The following is an 18635-nucleotide window of genomic DNA, read 5'->3' on the forward strand; positions in this document are numbered from 1 at the left end:
TTTAAATCCTATAAAAGTTGCTTACAGCCCTTTTTGATCAACCAAATAAATTAGTGTAGCCATTGCCGCAGCACCTAATTCTAATTCTCTTTTGTTTACTCCGTCGAATGTATCATTTGCTGCATGATGATAATCAAAATAACGCTGAGAATCTGGTTTTAAGCCTGCTTTTACAATTTTATTTGAAGTTAGATGTCCAATATCTGAACCGCCGTGTCCTTTTGTAAAACTATGAACAAAATACGGCTCAAAAAATGGTTTCCAAGTTAGAATTTTCTCAAAACTAGCTTCGTCCGATTCAAAATTAAAACCTCTTGGTGAGAATCCGCCTGAATCACTTTCTAAAGCAAAAATATGGTTTTCCCTATTTTGTTTCGCCAACTCTTCGTATTTCGCTCCACCTCTACCTCCATTTTCTTCATTCATAAATAAAACCACGCGAAGAGTGTTTTTAGGCTTGTAATTAAGGTTTTTAAGAATTCGCATCACTTCCATGCTCTGCACTACTCCTGCTCCATCATCTTGAGAACCATCTGCTAAGTCCCATGAGTCAAGATGTCCGCCAACAATCATATAGTTTTCTGGACTTTCAGAACCTTTGATTTCTCCAATAACATTATGTGATAAAACATCGGGCAAGGTTTCGCAAGATTGTTTGAAAAAGAATTTTAGATTTGGATTAGCAGCTAACGATTTACTGAGCAAATTTGCTCCATTTGTACTTATTGCTGCAGTCGGAATATACTCTTCTTGCTTCAAATCACCGTAACTTTGAATTCCCGTATGTGGATAATCATCTAAACGTAAATTCATAGAACGCACAATTGTGCCTACTGCTCCAAGCTTGGCTGCTTCTTCGGCGCCAGAATAGCGTTGATCGACACAACCACCGTAGGATTTGAATGTTTCTATGTGTAAAGGATCCATTGCGCGGTTAAAAAAGACTATTTTTCCTTTTACTTGAGCACCCAATTTCTTTAACTCTTCGATTCCTTGAACCTCAACAATTTCGGCAGTCAAACCTGATTTTGCGGTGGCAATAGACCCTCCTAATGCACAAATCGGAACGACTGTTTTGACATTATTATCCAAGATATAAGCCGTCTCTTTTTCGCCGCGTACCCAATGTGGCACCATAACTTCTTGCAGGTACACTTTATCTAAACCTAAACTTTGCAGCTGATTTTTGGTGTACTCGACCGCTTGCGCCGCTTGTTTAGAACCTGACAAACGACCTCCGATATCATTAGACAGATATTCTAACCAAGTATAACATTTGCCTTCGGTTAGCGCTTTTTTATAAATTAGCTCAATGTTCTTTTCATCAGTTGATTGAGCAATTGCTACTATTCCGTTTAATAAGAATACAGCAAAAAGAATACTTTTTTTCATTATGCACATGTTGTTTTGAGGTTGGTTATTTAAATTACTAAGGAATAGTGTAAAGAAACAAAAATAGTATTTAAAGCGACAATTTTCAGTTTTGCATTTCAACTAAATCAGAATAAAAAATATCAAAACTACTACCAAGTAGATTCGAAACTATTGTACAGACTTTTAATGCGTCTTAATCGTACTATTTATCCATAAAAAACCCTCCGAAAAACTGATTAACGGAGGGAATAATAACTAACTAACAAATCATTTAGTTTATTAACTCAAAACTAACTTTATCTTGCGCAGTGGAACTTCCTCCAACAAAAACGTCGAATTGCCCTGGCTCTGCTGCATATTTTAAATCGGAATTATAGAATTTCAGATCTTCGACTGATAATATAAAAGAGACTGTTTTTTGTTCTCCCTTTTTAAGTTCTATTTTTTGAAAGGCTTTTAGTTCACGCACTGGACGAGTTACCGACCCTACAAGATCTCTGATGTACAACTGAACCACCTCTTTACCATTAAAATTACCTGTATTTTTTACATTAACTGAAACTGTAATTTTTTGATCTGGATTTAATTTTGTCTCCGAAATTTCTAAGTTTGAATAGTCGAATGAAGTATAACTTAACCCATATCCGAAAGGGAATAAAGGCTCGTTTCTTTCGTCTATATAATTCGAACGGAATTTTTCAAATTTTCCTTCGGTATTATTTAAAGGTCTGCCTGTATTTTTGTGTGCGTAATAAATGGGTATCTGTCCCACACTTCTAGGGAAAGTGGCTGTTAATTTTCCTGAAGGATTTACATCTCCAAACAAAACATCAGCAATGGCGTGGCCTGCTTCTGTTCCTGCAAACCAAACATTCAATATAGAACTAACTGTTTCATTTTCCTCTGTTAAAACTAAAGGACGACCATCAAACAAAACTAAAACTACTGGTTTTCCTGTTTTTAACAATGCCTGCAATAAATATTTCTGTGCTTGCGGAATTTGTAAATTAGTGCGGCTACTACTTTCTCCGCTAAACTCTGCCGACTCGCCTAAAGCGGCAACAATTACATCGGCTTGATTGGCAACTTTTAACGCTTCTTCCAATAATTCTTCTGCAGAACGATTGTCACGGTTTAAGGTTTTACCAAACAATGTTGCATTTTCTTCTAACGTTTCATCATACGTCAAATTGCTTCCTTTGGCATATAATACTTTTGTATTTTTTCCGGCCACATCTTTTATTCCTTGCAACAATGGTATTGATGATCCTGCTTTTGTGGCTACGCTCCAAGTTCCTGACATATTGTTTTCGGTATCACCTAATGGACCGATAACTGCAATAGTTCCGGATTTTTGTAGCGGTAATAATTGATTTTCGTTTTTTAGCAGTACTAAAGATTGCGCTGCAATATCACGTGCTTCTTTGCGAGACGCTTTGGTAAATATTTCAGATTTTGCTCTTTTAGCATTGCCATATCTGTACGGATCTTCAAATAACCCTAGGTCGTATTTTGCCTCTAATATCAATCGAACGGCATTGTCAATTTGAGCAAGAGTTACTTTATTTTCTTCTACTGATTTTTTCAATGTCAATAAAAATCCTTCACCAACCATATCCATTTCAATACCCGCGTGTAATGCTAAAGCAGAAACCGTTTGCAAATCGCCTAGTCCATGGTCGATCATTTCATTGATTCCGGTATAATCGGTGACAACAAATCCTTTAAATCCCCATTCGTTCCGTAGAACATCTGTCATCAACCATTTGTTTCCAGTAGCCGGAATTCCATCTACTTCGTTAAATGCTGCCATTGCAGTACCTACTCCTGCCTCAACAGCCGCTTTGAAAGGTGGAAAATAATCATTGTACATGCGCACACGACTCATATCAACCGTATTATAATCGCGTCCTCCTTCTGGAGCTCCATATAAAGCAAAATGTTTCATACAAGCCAAAATCGAATTATTTTTAGACAGATCATTTTGTTGGTATCCTTTTACCATAGCAACTGCAATTTTACTTCCTAAAAAAGGATCTTCTCCTGAGCCTTCAGAAACTCTTCCCCAACGTGGATCACGAGAAATATCAACCATAGGCGAAAACGTCCAGTTAATTCCGTCGGCACTCGCTTCTTGCGCCGCAATTTGAGCGCTTCTTTCAATTAATTCCATGTCCCAAGTACAAGATAATCCTAGTGGGATTGGAAATGTAGTTTCGTAACCGTGAATAACATCCATACCAAAAAGCAACGGAATTTTTAGTCGGCTTCTTTCGACCGCAATTTTTTGGACTTCTCTAATTTTTGCCACCGATTTAATATTAAATAAGCCTCCCACTTTACCTTCCTCAATGTTTTTAGCCACATTAGAACTGTTAGCTTGCCCTGTGGTTATATCACCTGAAGTCGGTAAATTTAGTTGTCCTATTTTTTCATCCAACGTCATTTTTGCTAATAAATCAGCAATAAATTCTGTTTTTGGCTTTATTTTTTGGGCTTTTTTAAATTCCTTTTTTTGTCCGTAGCTTAAAAAAGTACCGCTTAAAAAAAGCAGTAAGAATATTTTTTTCATCTTAGTATGGTATTTATTTGAGCTGTTTATTGTTTAGATGCCGTATTTAGTAGAGCTAAAACCTAAATCGGTCAAACCTTTCTTTACTTCAGGACTATTCATAAATAACTTCCATAATAATCCTGTTCGGTAATTTTCAATCATGGGAGCAATTGTTCCTTGATCGATGGCTAAATAACGTTTGGCAACCCAATTATAATGTGGAGAAACCGCATCATAAGGTCCTGCAAAGCCGACGTATTCGGATTTCTTTTCATCATACAAATAATGAAGTACTTTCATCGATTCTTCGGGAGTGAAAGGAAAAAAAGACAAAGCTGCCGTTGGTGAAATCACACCAGTATCATTATTGGGTTGGTGAGCGGTATACCCTGTTGTGCCATCGGAATTGCGCGTGTAGCTCGCAGTTAATCCCCATAGTTTATTGGAGTACCCTTTCCAGTTTTTAGGATTGGCGATACAATATTGATTCATAATTTTTGCATGATTCTGAATCAAAGTAAAATAATCAGCGTATTGGTCCTTTAATGTGGAAGGATCTAAACCGAGATGCGAATATTGCCCCCAAAATGATGGTCCCACATTTCCAACCGTTCCATTATAACTAAAAATCACAGGAAGTCCGTATTGAGTTCCGCCATTTTTAATTGCATCATTTCTAGCCCAACCTTTGTGATAAGCAGAAGCCGAAATAGGATGTGTTGGTGATGAAGCTGCCATTACATAAGTGATTAAACATTCGTTATATCCTTGCAATTTAAAGTTCATATCCCAGCCGTAATTCGGTGACCAGTGCCAATACAGTACATCTTCACCTCTAGTGTACCAATCCCATTCGACACCGCGCCATAGTTCGTCAGCTTTTGCAGCTAAAGCTTTTTCAGAATCGTTTCCGTTTTTAAAATATTCTCTTACCGTAAGTAAAGCTTGACATACAAAAGAGGTTTCTACCAAATCTCCACCGTTGTCTTTGGTTCCGAATGGAATCGCTTTTCCGCTTGAATTATCGATCCAATGCGACCAAGCTCCATGAAAACGATCGGCTTTACCTAGAAAATTTAGTCCTGTTGTTAATCTTGTAACCGCTTCTCCACGTGGCAAAAAACCGCGATCAACGCCCACCACAATTGACATTAAGCCAAATGCTGATCCGCCAGTTGTAATAATGTTAGATTCGAAATTTGGATCTTCAGTCAAATAACGTTCTCTCGCTAATTTTGAAATTGGATCTGCGTAATCCCAAAAGTATTTGATAGCATCCTTTTGAACCTCATCCATAGCTTGCGCATCTGTTAAGGGAGTTACGGGATTTTTAGGTACTGTCGGCAAAGGCGTTCCTCCACCGCTTCCTTTATCATCTGGTGATGAGGAACAGGCATTGAAAAAACTAAGTATAGATAGTAGGAATATTGAAATTTTCATTCTTTATAAAATAAAGTATTACTAAGTAGGTACACCTAGAAGTAAACCTCTAAGTGTTGAAATAATTATTTATCTGTTGTCTTTTTCTAATTGATACAAAGAACGTACATCGTTAGACTCAAGAGCAGTATTGTAAAGTCTGAATTCATCTAACAAGCCAACATAGCTGGTAGCCCAGTCTTGAGGGCCACCATTATTTTGCGGAGGCGTGGTTTCAAATTGATGGTTCCCGAAAACAATCTTACCGTTGGTTGCAACCATTTTAAAATCACCGTATTTTGGCGCATTGTTGCTATTGTCTAAACTACCAGGATTGTCGGCATATAATACGGCTGTACCACTTACACCATTAGCTGGAGCATAAGGGAACCCACCTAAATTAGCGGCCAATTCTCCATTTACGTAAGCAGAAATTGTACTTTTTGTAGCATTATAAGCAAAGACCACATGGACCCATTTGTTTATGTTGCCATCGATATTTACTAACGCACCTTGACCTCTCCAAGCTACGCCATCTCGACCATTTTCCATGCTGAATTTTAATCGAATTCGATCTGGAAAAGCACTATCTGGATTTTCAATATATACGTTCAAACCTCCCCAAAATTCGGTTGGTCGCACTACAGAAAATATTCCTTGCGCACCTTTGCCTTGCCCTGCAGTGGCAGGATCAATTGTGTTGGCCGAATTCATCCAAAAAGAAAAAGTGTAACTGTTTAGACTTATAATAGCATTCGAAGCATCGGCAACAAAATAGCGCGCTTCTGTACTAGAGCCATTGTATGCTTTTCCCTTTGGGCCTTCGGCATAACCAATATTGGTTGCCATAGCATTAGTGATGTTGCCTTTTACATCTGCGATCGTATTTTCAAAATTAAATTTAGCTACTAAATTATCTTTAGCAATTTCATCTGAATTTTCATAACCTCCTATGGGTTCATACGGAATGGGACTGTTTTCTTTATCGATACTTTCATCATTACAACTCACAAAAACTGACGAAACTAGCGCTAAAGCCAGCACGTATATATATTTATTATTTTTCATTTTTATGGAATTTTAGATTAATTGTATCCTGGATTTTGAATAGATAAACCAGTTGCTTGTGTAATGAATGCTTGCGGTAACGGAAAAACTTCGTGTTTACCAACTGTAAAAGTCTTATTATTGTCTGCTGTAAAGGCCGCTTTTGCCTGTCCAGTACGAACCAAGTCGAAGAAACGATCGTGTTCAAAAGCTAATTCTAGTCTTCTTTCTTTCCAAATTGCTAAACGAACTGCATCTTGTGATGTAGCGCTGGTATTTGCAAGTGTCGCTCTATTGCGAATTTGATTCAATAATGGAATCGCAGCCGCAGTTTGTCCCAATTCGTTTAATGCCTCAGCTTTAATTAAAATAACTTCGGCATACCGAATGTATCTAATATTCACATCACTCTCCCAAGCGTCTGTATAAGCCGATGAGTAGGCTTTATAATTGTATCTGTCATTTTCGACCGTGTTTGGTACTACTCGACCATCGTATAAGGTGGTGCCTTTAAAAATAATAGTTGCGTTTTTTCTAACATCACCAGCTTCATAGGCATCAACTAGACTTTGAGAAGGGGTGTTAAAACCCCAACCCCAACCTCCAGCACCGCGGGCGCCCTGAGTTGCAGAATATCCTTCAATTCCTTTGGCAGGAACAGAGCCAACTCCATTTATTTCAAAAATAGATTCTGGTCCATTTTCTCCTGATAATTTATACATGTCAGCATAACTAGAGACCAAACTATATCCTGTTACTAGATCGCAATTATCAACTACTTTTTGCCAATTTTTTTGATAGAGGTTTACTTTTGCCAACAAAGCGTAAGCTGCTCCCTTTGAAGCACGACCTACTTCTGCTGCTGGATAAGCTGATTTTGGAGACAATGCACTAATAGCATCGTTCAAGTCACTTTCGATAAAAGCATATACTTCAGCTGGCGTTTTACGAGTCAATTGCATGAGGCGATCTTCTTCTGACGAAGGATTAGGCAAATGATCAATAATTGGTACACCACCATAGGTTTTTACTAATGTAAAATACATGAAAGCTCTTAAAAATTTAGACTCACCAACCAGTCTTGCGCGAACATTTGCATCTGCTTTATCTAATTGCGGAATAATGTTTATTGCTTGGTTGCAACGGTTTATTCCTTCGTAATTAGCATTAAAAACTTCTTCGATAGAAGGACTCGAGGCATTGTACGTCAAGGCATCCATTAAGTCTTTGTCTGATCCTGTATCTCCAGGTGAAGAGCCTTTGTCAGCATCATCTGATGCAATACTAGATACTCCGTTCCACGAAAACGAAGACAAATTCCAATTTAAAAATTTATTATAAATTGCAGTTACAAACGACGAAGCTCCATCGTTATTATTAAACAATTCTCTGTCATTTGTCGATATAGATTCGGTTTGCTCTACATCCAAATAATCATCTGAACAACCCGACAATAAAAGTGTGGCTAAAACAAATGTGGTTATATATATCTTTTTCATAATAATTAGAATTTTAAATTAGCACCAATAACAAATGAGCGTACCGTTGGATAAGCATTAAGCTCTACGCCTTGGCTTCCGTATGGATTTCCATCGCCATTTAATTCTGGAGAAAAACCAGAGAATTTCTGCGTGATAAACGGATTAATTGCGTTTACGTAAATTCTGCAATAATTAATGAATCTACTTTCTATTGGTAACTTATATCCTACCGTAATGTTATTAATTCTGAAGAAATCTCCCGATTCTAAATAATAAGTAGACGCTACTGGAACTTGGTTAAAAGCAGCTGGATTCGCAGCTGTTGGATTGTTTGAGGTCCAAAAATCAGTTGCCAATGAGTTTTCGATATTTTCTCCCGAAAAACGTTGTGCTTTTTTACCATTGTACACTTCGGCTCCGCTTGTACCATATCCATCTACAGAAAAATCAATGTCTTTATAATTAAAACCAACGCTAATGCCGTAATTTAAATCTGGTAAAATAGACCCCACATATTTTTTATCCTCGATGGCTAATCCATCTTGAGTAGCTGTAGTTCCGTCCGCTTTCAAATACAATTTACTACCCGTTGCTGCATCAAAGCCAGCATACTCATACATGTAAAAGCTCCCTAAAGGTTGTCCTACCGAAGTATTGTCTAATATTTTGGTATTCTGACCATTACCTAAATCTCCGCCAATTACTGGAGACAACGTAGCGCTTTTTAAACTTTGAAGTTGGTTTTTATTATTAGAGAAGTTTCCACCAATCCAATACTTAAAATTGTCATTTACTTTATCCTCCCATCGCAAAGAAATTTCATATCCTTTATTAGAAACTTCGCCCACGTGCGCAGGAGACGCAGCGCTAATTCCAGAAGTACTGTACGGTTTTGTATTCAGAATAACATTGGTATTGATTTTTGAATACCAATCAAAAGTTCCTGTTAAACGATTTTCTAAAGCACCAAAATCAAGTCCTACAGATGTTTCCTCGGTAACTTCCCAAGACAAACTCGGATCAATTTGAGAGTTGATCGTTGTGCCAGGATACAAAATCGAGCCTCCTATATAACTGTCTAATCCAGAACCGTACGCTTGGTTGTTTAGCGGTACATTTTGATTTCCTAATCTACCCCAACCTCCTCGTAATTTTAGTAAATCTATTCCTTTTACATCAGCCATGAAGCCTTCTTTGCTGATTACCCAACCCAAGCCAAAAGCGGGAAAAGTTCCCCAACGATAATCTTTTGCAAACGTAGAAGAGCCATCACGTCTTATCGTTCCTGTAAATAAGTAACGGTCTAATAATTTATATTGAAAACGGCCAAAATACGACAGTAAACGATTTTCATTTAAAATCTCATCTCTATATCCCGTAACGTTTGCAGCATAATCGACACCGCCCAATGACCAATAATTTGAATCTGCATTTACATTTTTTCGAATAACAGTCATTTTTTCGCGAGAGCCTCTAGTTGAAGTTTCTGTTCCTACTGTTAGCTCTATATCATGAATTTCTGCAAAAGCTTTGTTGTAAGTTAGATAATTGGAAAGCGTCCAATTGTAATATTGCTCACGACCTTTAGTCAACGTATTTGTATTTCTTGTAGCAGGATAAGCGTCAGCAACTCTCGTAGGATCTGCTGCCAACCAAATATTTAAATCATCTGCATAATTGTAATTTTTCCAAGTATAATATTCACCATTAAATTGCGAGGTAAATTTTAAAGACTCGATAATCTCATAATCTAATTTTAAACCGCCTTGCAACATAATGCTGCGTTGTTGTTCGTCAAAAAAGTCTAATTGTGCTACGGGATTTCCAACATTATTGAACTGAGAACCAGTAGTGTCTGCAAAACCATTAGCTCCTAAAAAAGGAACTCCATACTGACCATTGTCAAAGCGAACGGGAATAATTGGCGATTGTCTGTAAGCATTAGTAAAAGCATCGAACGGTTTAGGAGTTGATTGTGTTGAACTTAAACTGAAGTTTTGATTTAAAGTGATTTTTTTGGAAATCTTAAACTCGTTGTTGTTTCTAAACGTAGTTCTGCCGTAGGTAAGTCCGTTTAAAATTCCATCTTCTTCGTAATTTCCAACACTAAAAAAGTATTTAATTGTTTCACTTGATCCTGAAACCGAAACGTTATTTTGCTGGTACGTTCCCGTTCTTGTAATTTCGTCAAACCAATCGGTATTTACGGGTTGATCCTGAGAAAATGTAGTAGACTGTAAAGCACTATTTGTATAATAAGCATACTTATTACTTCCTGCCATTTTTACTTTCTTCAATGGATTTCTAAATCCTGCAAAACTTTCGAATTCTACTGAAACTGTATTCCCTTTTCCTTTTTTAGTCGTAATAATAATCACTCCATTTGCGGCTCTGGTGCCGTAAATTGCTAAAGCAGAAGCATCTTTTAATATCTCGTATGATGTAATATCGTTGGTATTAATATTTCCTATATTGTCCGTTGGCATTCCGTCGACTATGTATAAGGGGTTTCTGCCTCCCAGCGCAGTTCCTAATCCCCTAATTACAACTGAAGGTGATGCACCAGGAACATCAGATGAAATAACCTGAACACCAGCCGCTTTTCCTTGTATAGCTTGTGACGCGTTCAATACTTTTGTTCTCGAAATTTCTTCTGACTTTATGGAAGAAATTGCCGTAGTATTGTCTACTATCTTTCGAGAACCATAACCAATCACTACTACTTCTCTTAATGCCGTATCTTGTGATTCTACTAAAGTTATATTTATAAAACCGCTCGAGGCATTAACTGTAGCAGAGTCGAAACCGAGCATAGTTATTTTTAAAGGTTCATTAATCTGAGCATTAATTTCGAAATTACCATCAAAATCAGTCTCTGTATTTGTTTTTGATTGCGTCGCTACCACTATAGCACCCGGAACTCCCATTCCGCCGCTATCTACCACTTTTCCTTTTACATTTTGCGCAATCAAATACGACGGCAAAATTAGAAGTGCTAAAAAGCTAAAAATGAATTTTTTCATATGGTTGTTTGTCGTTTAAGTTAGTTCAGCCAAATTAAGCAATTACAACGTTGTAGTTAATAAAAATGGAATACTACACGACTACATCAAATTACTTAAAAATACAAATAATCAATTGAAATACAGCGCTTTACAATAAGTTAAAATTACCATAAAATTGGATTAATGATGTAGTAATGATGTAGGAGAATTAAAACCAATAATGCATAAAAAACTAAAATTTTGTAAAAATTTACTTGTTTTTATAATGTTAGTAAAAATTTCGATAAACTTTCTTCTTGCACGAGTTCAAGTTTTTTTCTCAAACGGTATCGTTGTAATTCGACACCTCTAAAAGAAATATTCATTAAAGGAGCAATTTCTTTAGAGGATAAATTCATTTTTAAGTAGATGCAAAGTTTAATGTCCTTGGAAGTTAGGACGGGAAATCTCTGCGATAATTTGATAATAAAATCACTGTGAATTTGATTTAAATTGGTTTCAAATATTTCCCATTCGTGTTTATTGACCGAGTTTATCTTTATCGCTTTTCTAATTTCACTCTTAATTTTATTAATATCTGCTTCTTTGTCTAAAATAGATTGAATATTTTCGATCATTTCGCTTTGTTTAGCAATAGATAACGACTTGCCTGCCACTTCTGAAGATTTGGTTTGTAATTCTAGCTCCAAAATATGTTTCTCGTATTCTTGCGTATTCAGCTCGTGTTCCGCTTTTAGTTCCATTTCCAAAATGGTTTTTTGGTGTTTTAGTTCCTCTTCTTGCAGTAGGAGTTTCTGAATGTATCGCATTTTATTCCACTTATAATACAAGAATAAAATACTACCTGAGACTAAAACATACAGTACAATCATCCAAAGAGAAAAATACCAAGGCTGACCGATTAAGAAATTATACTCTTTTAATTTTTGATATTTAGAACCGTCATTACTAAATATTTCTAGTTTTTGATTACCACTAATTAAATTGCTTAAGAAAATTCGACCATTTTTTACAAGAATAAAATCTTGCGCATTATTAATAGTATAAAATAAATTGGGTTTTCTTGATCCGTATAAATTAGAGATAATATTGAAATTGACTTCAGAATTGAATCCAATTTTTTCATTTGTAGTAATTGCAATTCCATTGGCAAAAGCGTCAATTAAAATGGGAGTTTTTACAGTTTCTCTATGTTTCAACTCTAAAGAAATAAAGCCATCATCTAAGTTTAATAGATAATTTTCTTTGTTTTTAAAGATTTTTAAATAATCGTTAATTAGTTTTCCCTTGTAATATTTCTCCTGAATTATATTCCAGATAAAAGTATTTTTTTGTGCTAAAATATAGTACAGAATACCCTCTTTTAGTACTATAAACTGACTGGAATCTATCGCAACGATATCTGTACAATTTTTAAAATTGGTGTTAAACAATTTGTTCTCCTCTAATTTGTTTAAAATAGAATTGTAGGTGTACCAAGTATTATCGATAAGAAAAAGAATTTCATTTCTGAATTCAAAAATTATAACTCCAAAATCATTTTTTATCTTGCTAAGTTGCGTAATATTTTCAATTGTTTTGGTTTTATAATTGTCGTCGTAAAGAATACGATACAATCCTTTATAATTATCTGCAGCCCAAAGTTCATTTTTTTTATTTTGAGCGACATATTTCATAGGCTTCACTAAGTCTGAAACTAACACATTTTGGGAAAAATTTTCGAATCTATTATAAATTGATATTCCGGTGTAATTGGCTTGAAAATATGTATTATTGATTGCACTTTTAGTTAAGTTCCAACCTCCATTTATTGAGTTTAAAAGAGATAATTGCTCATTTTGATATAAAAAAGTACCCGAATTATGTCCAATCAGGTATTTACTATCAATTTCTGAAATGTCCCACGCTTGTCCTTGCGTGTTTGGTAACAGCGAAAAAGACCTGTTTTTATATTCAAAAATACCGTGGTTGGATGCGATTAAATAGCCTTTTGGAGTTGGAGCTACATCATAAACGGATCCCAAAACACCAGTGTTATCGTAAAAAATAGATATAGGAGAATTGACTTCAATATGCGAAATACCGTTGTCCAAGCCGAGCCACAAATCATTCTCTTGATCAACAGCAATACTCAAGACCGAATTGTTCATCAAGACATTATTTCGATCAATCGTTTGGTATTCGTTTGTATTTAAATCGACAATAAAAACACCTTTACTTCCGGTGCCGATGGCTAGTTTATTTTTTTTTATAAATTTAGCAACATTAATCGTTCCTGTTTTTAGCAGGTTATTTAAGCTATTCTTCCACGCACTTAATTTACCATCAACCGAAATAAAAATGCCTGAACGCTGGGTAAATATATAAATCTCATTTTGATGCTTTTCTATACTGTGAACCACATTGTGCTTTAAAACTTCCCATCCTTTTACAGGAATAAATTTTTTGCCTGTAAAAATAAAAACACCAGATTCGACCGAAGCCACGTAAATCTGATCATCGACAATAAAACAATATGAAATTAAAAAAGGAAACTTTGTTTTGCTGATTACACCATTTCTAAGCGCAAATATTTCATTAAAGGACTGAAAATATATGGTTTCTTTTACTTTAAATATTTTCCAAATTTCTTCATTCTCATTTTCAGCAAAGACGTTTTTATCTTGGGAAAGCGAAGTGTAGTTCATTACACCTTTCTCTCGAGTCCAGTAACCAAACTCTTTATAAGAACCTGAATAAACTTTATTTGAATCCGCCATTATCGAACGAATTATTGTTTTATTGGGTAAATTATACTTTTCCCAAACGACTCCGTTGTACCTTAACAAATAATGATTATTGGCAAAATACATGGCTTTGTCGGTACCTTGAGTAACATTCCAAATCTGATTATCTCCTTGGTAGTTGGATTTGGAATAGTTTTCTACAAAAGGCAATAATTCTTGCGCGGTACCCGCTACTGAAAAAAGTAGAAATAAAAGTATTTTAATTACAGTTGAGTTCAAGCTAAATGTATTTATCCAAATATAATCAGAATTATAGGATCTTTTACAATAAAAAAGCCTCTCTTTAGAGAAGCTTTTGATTTTATTTGAAGGTGAATTTTATTTATCCATAACCAAATGATAAGCTTGATTGGCGATTTCGAATTCTTCATCAGTCGGAATAACTAAAATTTTGGTTTTGGAATTCTCTGTATTAATTTCCCGCACCAGTTTTGAACGCATGGTGTTTTTATCTCCATCTAAATCTATTCCGAAAAAATTCATATTCTCACAAACTAATTTCCTGATATAAGAAGAGTTTTCGCCTATTCCAGCTGTAAAAATAATAGCATCTAGACCGTTTAAAACTGCTGTATACGTACCAATATATTTTTTAATTCGGTAGGCATTCATATCTAAGGCTAATTGGCAATTTTCATCTCCTTTTTCGGCTGCTGCTTCAATATCTCTTAAATCACTAAAACCAGTTAAACCTAACATTCCGCTTTGTTTTTGCAAAATGGTATTGATGTCTTCTAATGAATATCCTAACGTATTTTGCATGTAAAAAATAATAGACTGGTCGATATCTCCGCAGCGAGTTCCCATAATCAACCCGTTTGTTGGACTAAAACCAAACGAGTGATCCACACTTTTTCCATCTTTAATCGCAGTCATACTACAGCCATTCCCTAAATGAATGGATATTATTTTATCATGGTTCGCATTGTTTGCTCGCAAGTATTCTATTGCTCTTTCAGAGACGTACTTATGACTCGTGCCGTGAAAGCCATACATTCTTATTTTATTTTCAGTCAAAAGCTTGTTCGGAATCGCATATTTATAAGCGACAACCGGAATGGTTTGATGAAAAGCCGTATCAAAAACTGCAATTTGAGCTGCTGTATTAAAAATTTCTTCCGCTACATTGATACCTTCTAAATTGGCCGGATTGTGCAAGGGAGCCAAACTAAATATTTGTTTAATTTTTGCTTTTACAGCTTCATCAATCTGTACTGTTTTCGTAAAATTACTTCCACCGTGAACTACACGATGCCCGACAATTTCAATCTCATTAGTACTTTTAATTACTCCATTTTCTTCATTCAATAAAAATTGTGCTACTTTTTGTAAACCTATTTTATGAGTGGGAATAGAAACTAGTTCTTCTACCGAATAATCATCGGTTTTATAAGTAACGTTAGAAGTTGCTAAACCAATTCGATCAATCATTCCCGAACAAATTACTTGGTTCTCTGGCAGTGCCATCAATTGGTATTTAATAGAAGAACTACCTGAATTTATAATTAATATTTTCATTTAAAATTTTATTTAAGAATCTCTAGATCAAAAATTTAAAACTCATTTTTTAGAACTTACAATCTAGAAATCTTTTACTATATAGTTACAATCCTTGCGCTTGTATTGCTGTAATTACAACGGTGTTAATAATATCATCTACGGTACAACCACGGCTTAAATCGTTTACGGGCTTGTTTAGACCTTGCAACATTGGTCCAATTGCCAAAGCGCCAGTTTCTCTCTGAACGGCTTTATAGGTATTGTTTCCTGTATTTAAATCAGGAAAAATCAATACGCTTGCTTGACCAGCTACTTCAGAATCTGGCATTTTACTTTTACCTACACTTTTGTCAACCGCTGCATCGTATTGAATTGGTCCCTCAATTTTTAAATCAGGTCTTTTTTGCTTTACAATAGCAGTTGCTTCTCGCACCTTGTCTACTTCGTTTCCTTTTCCCGAACTTCCAGATGAATACGAAAGCATGGCTATTTTAGGTTCAATACCAAATGCAGCGCTCGAATCTGCAGACGAAATAGCAATCTCTGCCAATTGAGCAGCAGTAGGATTTGGGTTAATTGCACAATCGCCAAAAACCGAAACTCTATCGGCCAAACACATAAAAAATATTGATGAAACTACAGAAGAATTAGGTTTAGTTTTAATGAATTGCAAAGCAGGAAGAATCGTGTGTTGCGTAGTATGTGCAGCTCCCGAAACCATTCCATCTGCATCGCCTTTGTACACCATCATGGTTCCAAAATACGATACGTCTTCCATTACATCATTAGCCATCGCAATGGTAACATCCTTAGCTTTTCGAAGTTCATAATAGGTATTGGCGTAATCCGCATACTTAGGCGACTCTAAAGGATTGATGATGTCTATTGCTGTAAAATCAATCGTAATTCCTAATTCTGCTACTTTTGCTTCAATCGTCTTTTTGTCTCCAATTAATGTTAAATCAACCACATCCATCGTTTGCAAACGCGACGCTGCTATGATAATACGGTCGTCATTTCCTTCGGGTAAAACGATATGTTTGCGATGCAATCGTGCTCTTTTAACCAAACTGTATTGAAACATTTTCGGAGTCATTCCTTCGGCTTCAAAAGTCACTAAGCGCTCCGATAACTTATCAATTTGTACATATTTTTCGAACGTACTTATCGAGGTTTCTATTTTTTGAACATTACTGGCATAAATCTGAGATTGTATGGCTCCAATTTTATTCACAATGCTATATGTACCGCCATCTACCGCAATAATCGGTACAACGGTTGATAAACCTTCTATCAATTTTAAAATACTCTCCTCTGGAATAATATTTCCCGTAAGTACAATTCCTGAAACCGATGGATAATTTGCCGACTCATTGGCTTGCAAAGCACCCATAATAATATCGGCTCGGTCTCCTGGCGTAATTACAAGCGCATTTGGACCAAGGTGAATTAAATAATTGTGTAATTGCATTGCTCCAACGCTAAAATGGCCAGTTTGATTGTTTAGATGATTTTCTCCAAAAAGCACTTTAGCATCCAGTTCGTTTACAATTTCTTGAATTGTAGGATGACTTAAAGTCGAAATAATAGGAATCGTACTTACTAATACAGAACTTGGTAGTGTCTTTTCTAGACTTTCATTTACCAAACCAATATTTTCTAATTGTATTTTATTCGCAATAATGGCTACCACCTCTACTTCTCTAACTTTAAAAGAATCGTAGACCATATAAGTACTATCCAAAAAGTCATCTAAAGTTTTGCCAACGCCAGAAGTAAGAATCAAAACAGGTATTCCTAAATTTTTAGAAATCAGTACGTTTAAGTCCAATTCGATCGCAGTTGCTTCGCCTGTAAAACTGGTGCCCTCGACTAAAACAAAGTCAAAACGCTCTTCTAATTTTTTATATTTTTCAATAATTAAATCAAGAACTTCGCCCATTTTCCCTTTGTTCTTCTTCTTGATGAGTTTGCTTTTGGTAATCGCATACGCATCGTCAAAAGTCATATCTAATTTAAAATGAGTTAGCACCGTCTCGATATGATTGTCTACTTCTCCATCTACAAAATCTTCGATAATGGGTCTAAAATAGCCCACTTTTGCCATTTTGCCCATTAACATACTCATTAAACCGAGCGTTACAATTGATTTACCGCTATTCTGCTCACTTGTTGCGATATAAATTGCTTTATTCATTTTATTCTATTTTATGTGTGAAATAATTTATTGTTATTTTATAATTTTAAGTTGAATTAAAACCAATTTCTCTTTTTGAAATAAATAATTAGCGCAACGACCAGCAATGCCATGACTCCCAGAACGACATAGTAGCCATATTTATAATCTAGTTCGGGCATATTCGTAAAGTTCATTCCGTAAATACCGACTATAAAGGTAAGCGGAATAAAGGTTGCCGATACAATCGTCAACGTTTTCATTATTTCGTTCATCTTATGATTTTGAGCCGAAAAATAAAAATTAGAAGCACTTTCTAACAAATTCATATCTGATTCAATTTGTTCTAAAAGCTCTAAGCTCTTTTGGTGCAAACGCGAGAAAAAGTTAAAATTATGTTTTTCGACGGCATTAAACGTATTGTCTTGCTTGATGCTTTTTATATCGTAAAGCGAATCCCGTAGCGGAATAATAGCACGTTTTAAAAAATGAAAATTGTCGCGGTGCTTCTCAATTCGCTCCAATATAGCAGGATTCGAGTCTGTTTTAGTTAAGGAAATTAGCTTCTCAATTTTATCTTCTTCGTCTTCAATTGTAATGTAAAAGTTTTCCATTACAGCATCTAATAAGAGATAAAGTAAATAGTCAACTCTTTTAGAGCGCACAATTCCAGCATTAGTTCGCAATCTTTCTCTGATATGCGTGAAAAAATCACTACGCTTTTCTTGAAACGAAATTAAAACTCCTTTTTTAACGAGAAAACTAATTTGCTCTACATGAATATCGTCTGAGTTTTCAGAAGGTAAAATTGACTTAATTATAAAAAACAAACTGTCTGTTTGTTCTTGAAAGCGAGTTCGTTTATTGGTGTTTAAAATATCGGCAAGAATAAAATCATCCGTTTTAAAAAAATTCGCAATAGCTTTTAATTTTTCGGTGTCATTTAGTCCGTGTAAATTAAGCCAGTTATTTTTAGTAAAATCAAGTTTATCGGCGAATTCAGAAATTTTAATATCCTCATAATCAACAATCGAAGCTTCATCATACACAAACAGTTGCATTTCAGAATCAGCACTCTTATGGCTTCCAGTATATTCTAATTTACTAGGATTTATTTTTCGTACTTTTTTAAATTTTATTTTTCGCATTGCTGATAAATTAATAAAGTAATATTACGAAAAAGTTTCTTCAATTTCCGTTTCCATTATAAGAGAATACCACGTTTGATGTGTTTAAAACAGTAGTAAAAATGGTACTAAACGTTCAAAAATAATTGATTCTAACACATCAAAA

General features: G+C 35.3%; 10 protein-coding genes. All 10 read right to left on the bottom strand.

Going from position 1 to position 18635, the window contains the following annotated elements; translation table 11 throughout:
• Positions 1-21: 21 nt before the first annotated feature.
• On the bottom strand, positions 22-1392 hold the full coding sequence (locus tag ACRASX_RS14035; protein WP_432221678.1) for a M20/M25/M40 family metallo-hydrolase: 1371 nt from the start codon (positions 1390-1392) through the stop codon (positions 22-24).
• Between the two features lie 253 nt (positions 1393-1645).
• Positions 1646-3946 (bottom strand): beta-glucosidase BglX, encoded by a 2301-nt coding sequence (bglX, locus tag ACRASX_RS14040; protein ID WP_432221679.1) that lies wholly within the window; start codon positions 3944-3946, stop codon positions 1646-1648.
• Between the two features lie 33 nt (positions 3947-3979).
• On the bottom strand, positions 3980-5368 hold the full coding sequence (locus tag ACRASX_RS14045; protein WP_432221680.1) for a glucoamylase family protein: 1389 nt from the start codon (positions 5366-5368) through the stop codon (positions 3980-3982).
• Between the two features lie 69 nt (positions 5369-5437).
• Positions 5438-6415, bottom strand: coding sequence for a LamG-like jellyroll fold domain-containing protein (locus ACRASX_RS14050; protein WP_432221681.1), 978 nt, complete (start codon positions 6413-6415; stop codon positions 5438-5440).
• 17 nt (positions 6416-6432) lie between these two features.
• A complete protein-coding gene (locus ACRASX_RS14055; RefSeq protein ID WP_432221682.1) occupies positions 6433-7893 on the bottom strand; it encodes a RagB/SusD family nutrient uptake outer membrane protein in 1461 nt (486 codons plus the stop codon).
• 5 nt (positions 7894-7898) lie between these two features.
• A complete protein-coding gene (locus ACRASX_RS14060; protein ID WP_432221683.1) occupies positions 7899-10898 on the bottom strand; it encodes a SusC/RagA family TonB-linked outer membrane protein in 3000 nt (999 codons plus the stop codon).
• Positions 10899-11140: 242 nt separating this feature from the next.
• Complete coding sequence (locus ACRASX_RS14065; protein ID WP_432221684.1) at positions 11141-13885, bottom strand: histidine kinase; 2745 nt, start codon at positions 13883-13885, stop codon at positions 11141-11143.
• Between the two features lie 99 nt (positions 13886-13984).
• Positions 13985-15184, bottom strand: a complete 1200-nt coding sequence (locus ACRASX_RS14070; protein WP_432221685.1) for an acetate/propionate family kinase — start codon at positions 15182-15184, stop codon at positions 13985-13987.
• Positions 15185-15269: 85 nt separating this feature from the next.
• Positions 15270-17363 carry a phosphate acetyltransferase gene (gene pta / locus ACRASX_RS14075; RefSeq protein WP_432221686.1) on the bottom strand — a complete coding sequence of 698 codons (2094 nt, stop codon included), beginning with the start codon at positions 17361-17363 and terminating at the stop codon, positions 15270-15272.
• 56 nt (positions 17364-17419) lie between these two features.
• Entirely contained in the window at positions 17420-18490 is a 1071-nt protein-coding gene (gene corA / locus ACRASX_RS14080) for a magnesium/cobalt transporter CorA (protein ID WP_432221687.1), read from the bottom strand.
• Positions 18491-18635: the final 145 nt, after the last annotated feature.

The sequence above is a fragment of the Flavobacterium sp. TMP13 genome, from assembly GCF_050847115.1.
In the GTDB taxonomy this organism is placed as follows: domain Bacteria; phylum Bacteroidota; class Bacteroidia; order Flavobacteriales; family Flavobacteriaceae; genus Flavobacterium.

Bases quoted from the DNA above. Each gene is read 5' to 3' on its own strand.
- ACRASX_RS14035 (WP_432221678.1), bottom strand. From the start codon at position 1,392: ATGAAAAAAAGTATTCTTTTTGCTGTATTCTTATTAAACGGAATAGTA.
- bglX (WP_432221679.1), bottom strand. From the start codon at position 3,946: ATGAAAAAAATATTCTTACTGCTTTTTTTAAGCGGTACTTTTTTAAGC.
- ACRASX_RS14045 (WP_432221680.1), bottom strand. From the start codon at position 5,368: ATGAAAATTTCAATATTCCTACTATCTATACTTAGTTTTTTCAATGCC.
- ACRASX_RS14050 (WP_432221681.1), bottom strand. From the start codon at position 6,415: ATGAAAAATAATAAATATATATACGTGCTGGCTTTAGCGCTAGTTTCG.
- ACRASX_RS14055 (WP_432221682.1), bottom strand. From the start codon at position 7,893: ATGAAAAAGATATATATAACCACATTTGTTTTAGCCACACTTTTATTG.
- ACRASX_RS14060 (WP_432221683.1), bottom strand. From the start codon at position 10,898: ATGAAAAAATTCATTTTTAGCTTTTTAGCACTTCTAATTTTGCCGTCG.
- ACRASX_RS14070 (WP_432221685.1), bottom strand. From the start codon at position 15,184: ATGAAAATATTAATTATAAATTCAGGTAGTTCTTCTATTAAATACCAA.
- pta (WP_432221686.1), bottom strand. From the start codon at position 17,363: ATGAATAAAGCAATTTATATCGCAACAAGTGAGCAGAATAGCGGTAAA.
- corA (WP_432221687.1), bottom strand. From the start codon at position 18,490: ATGCGAAAAATAAAATTTAAAAAAGTACGAAAAATAAATCCTAGTAAA.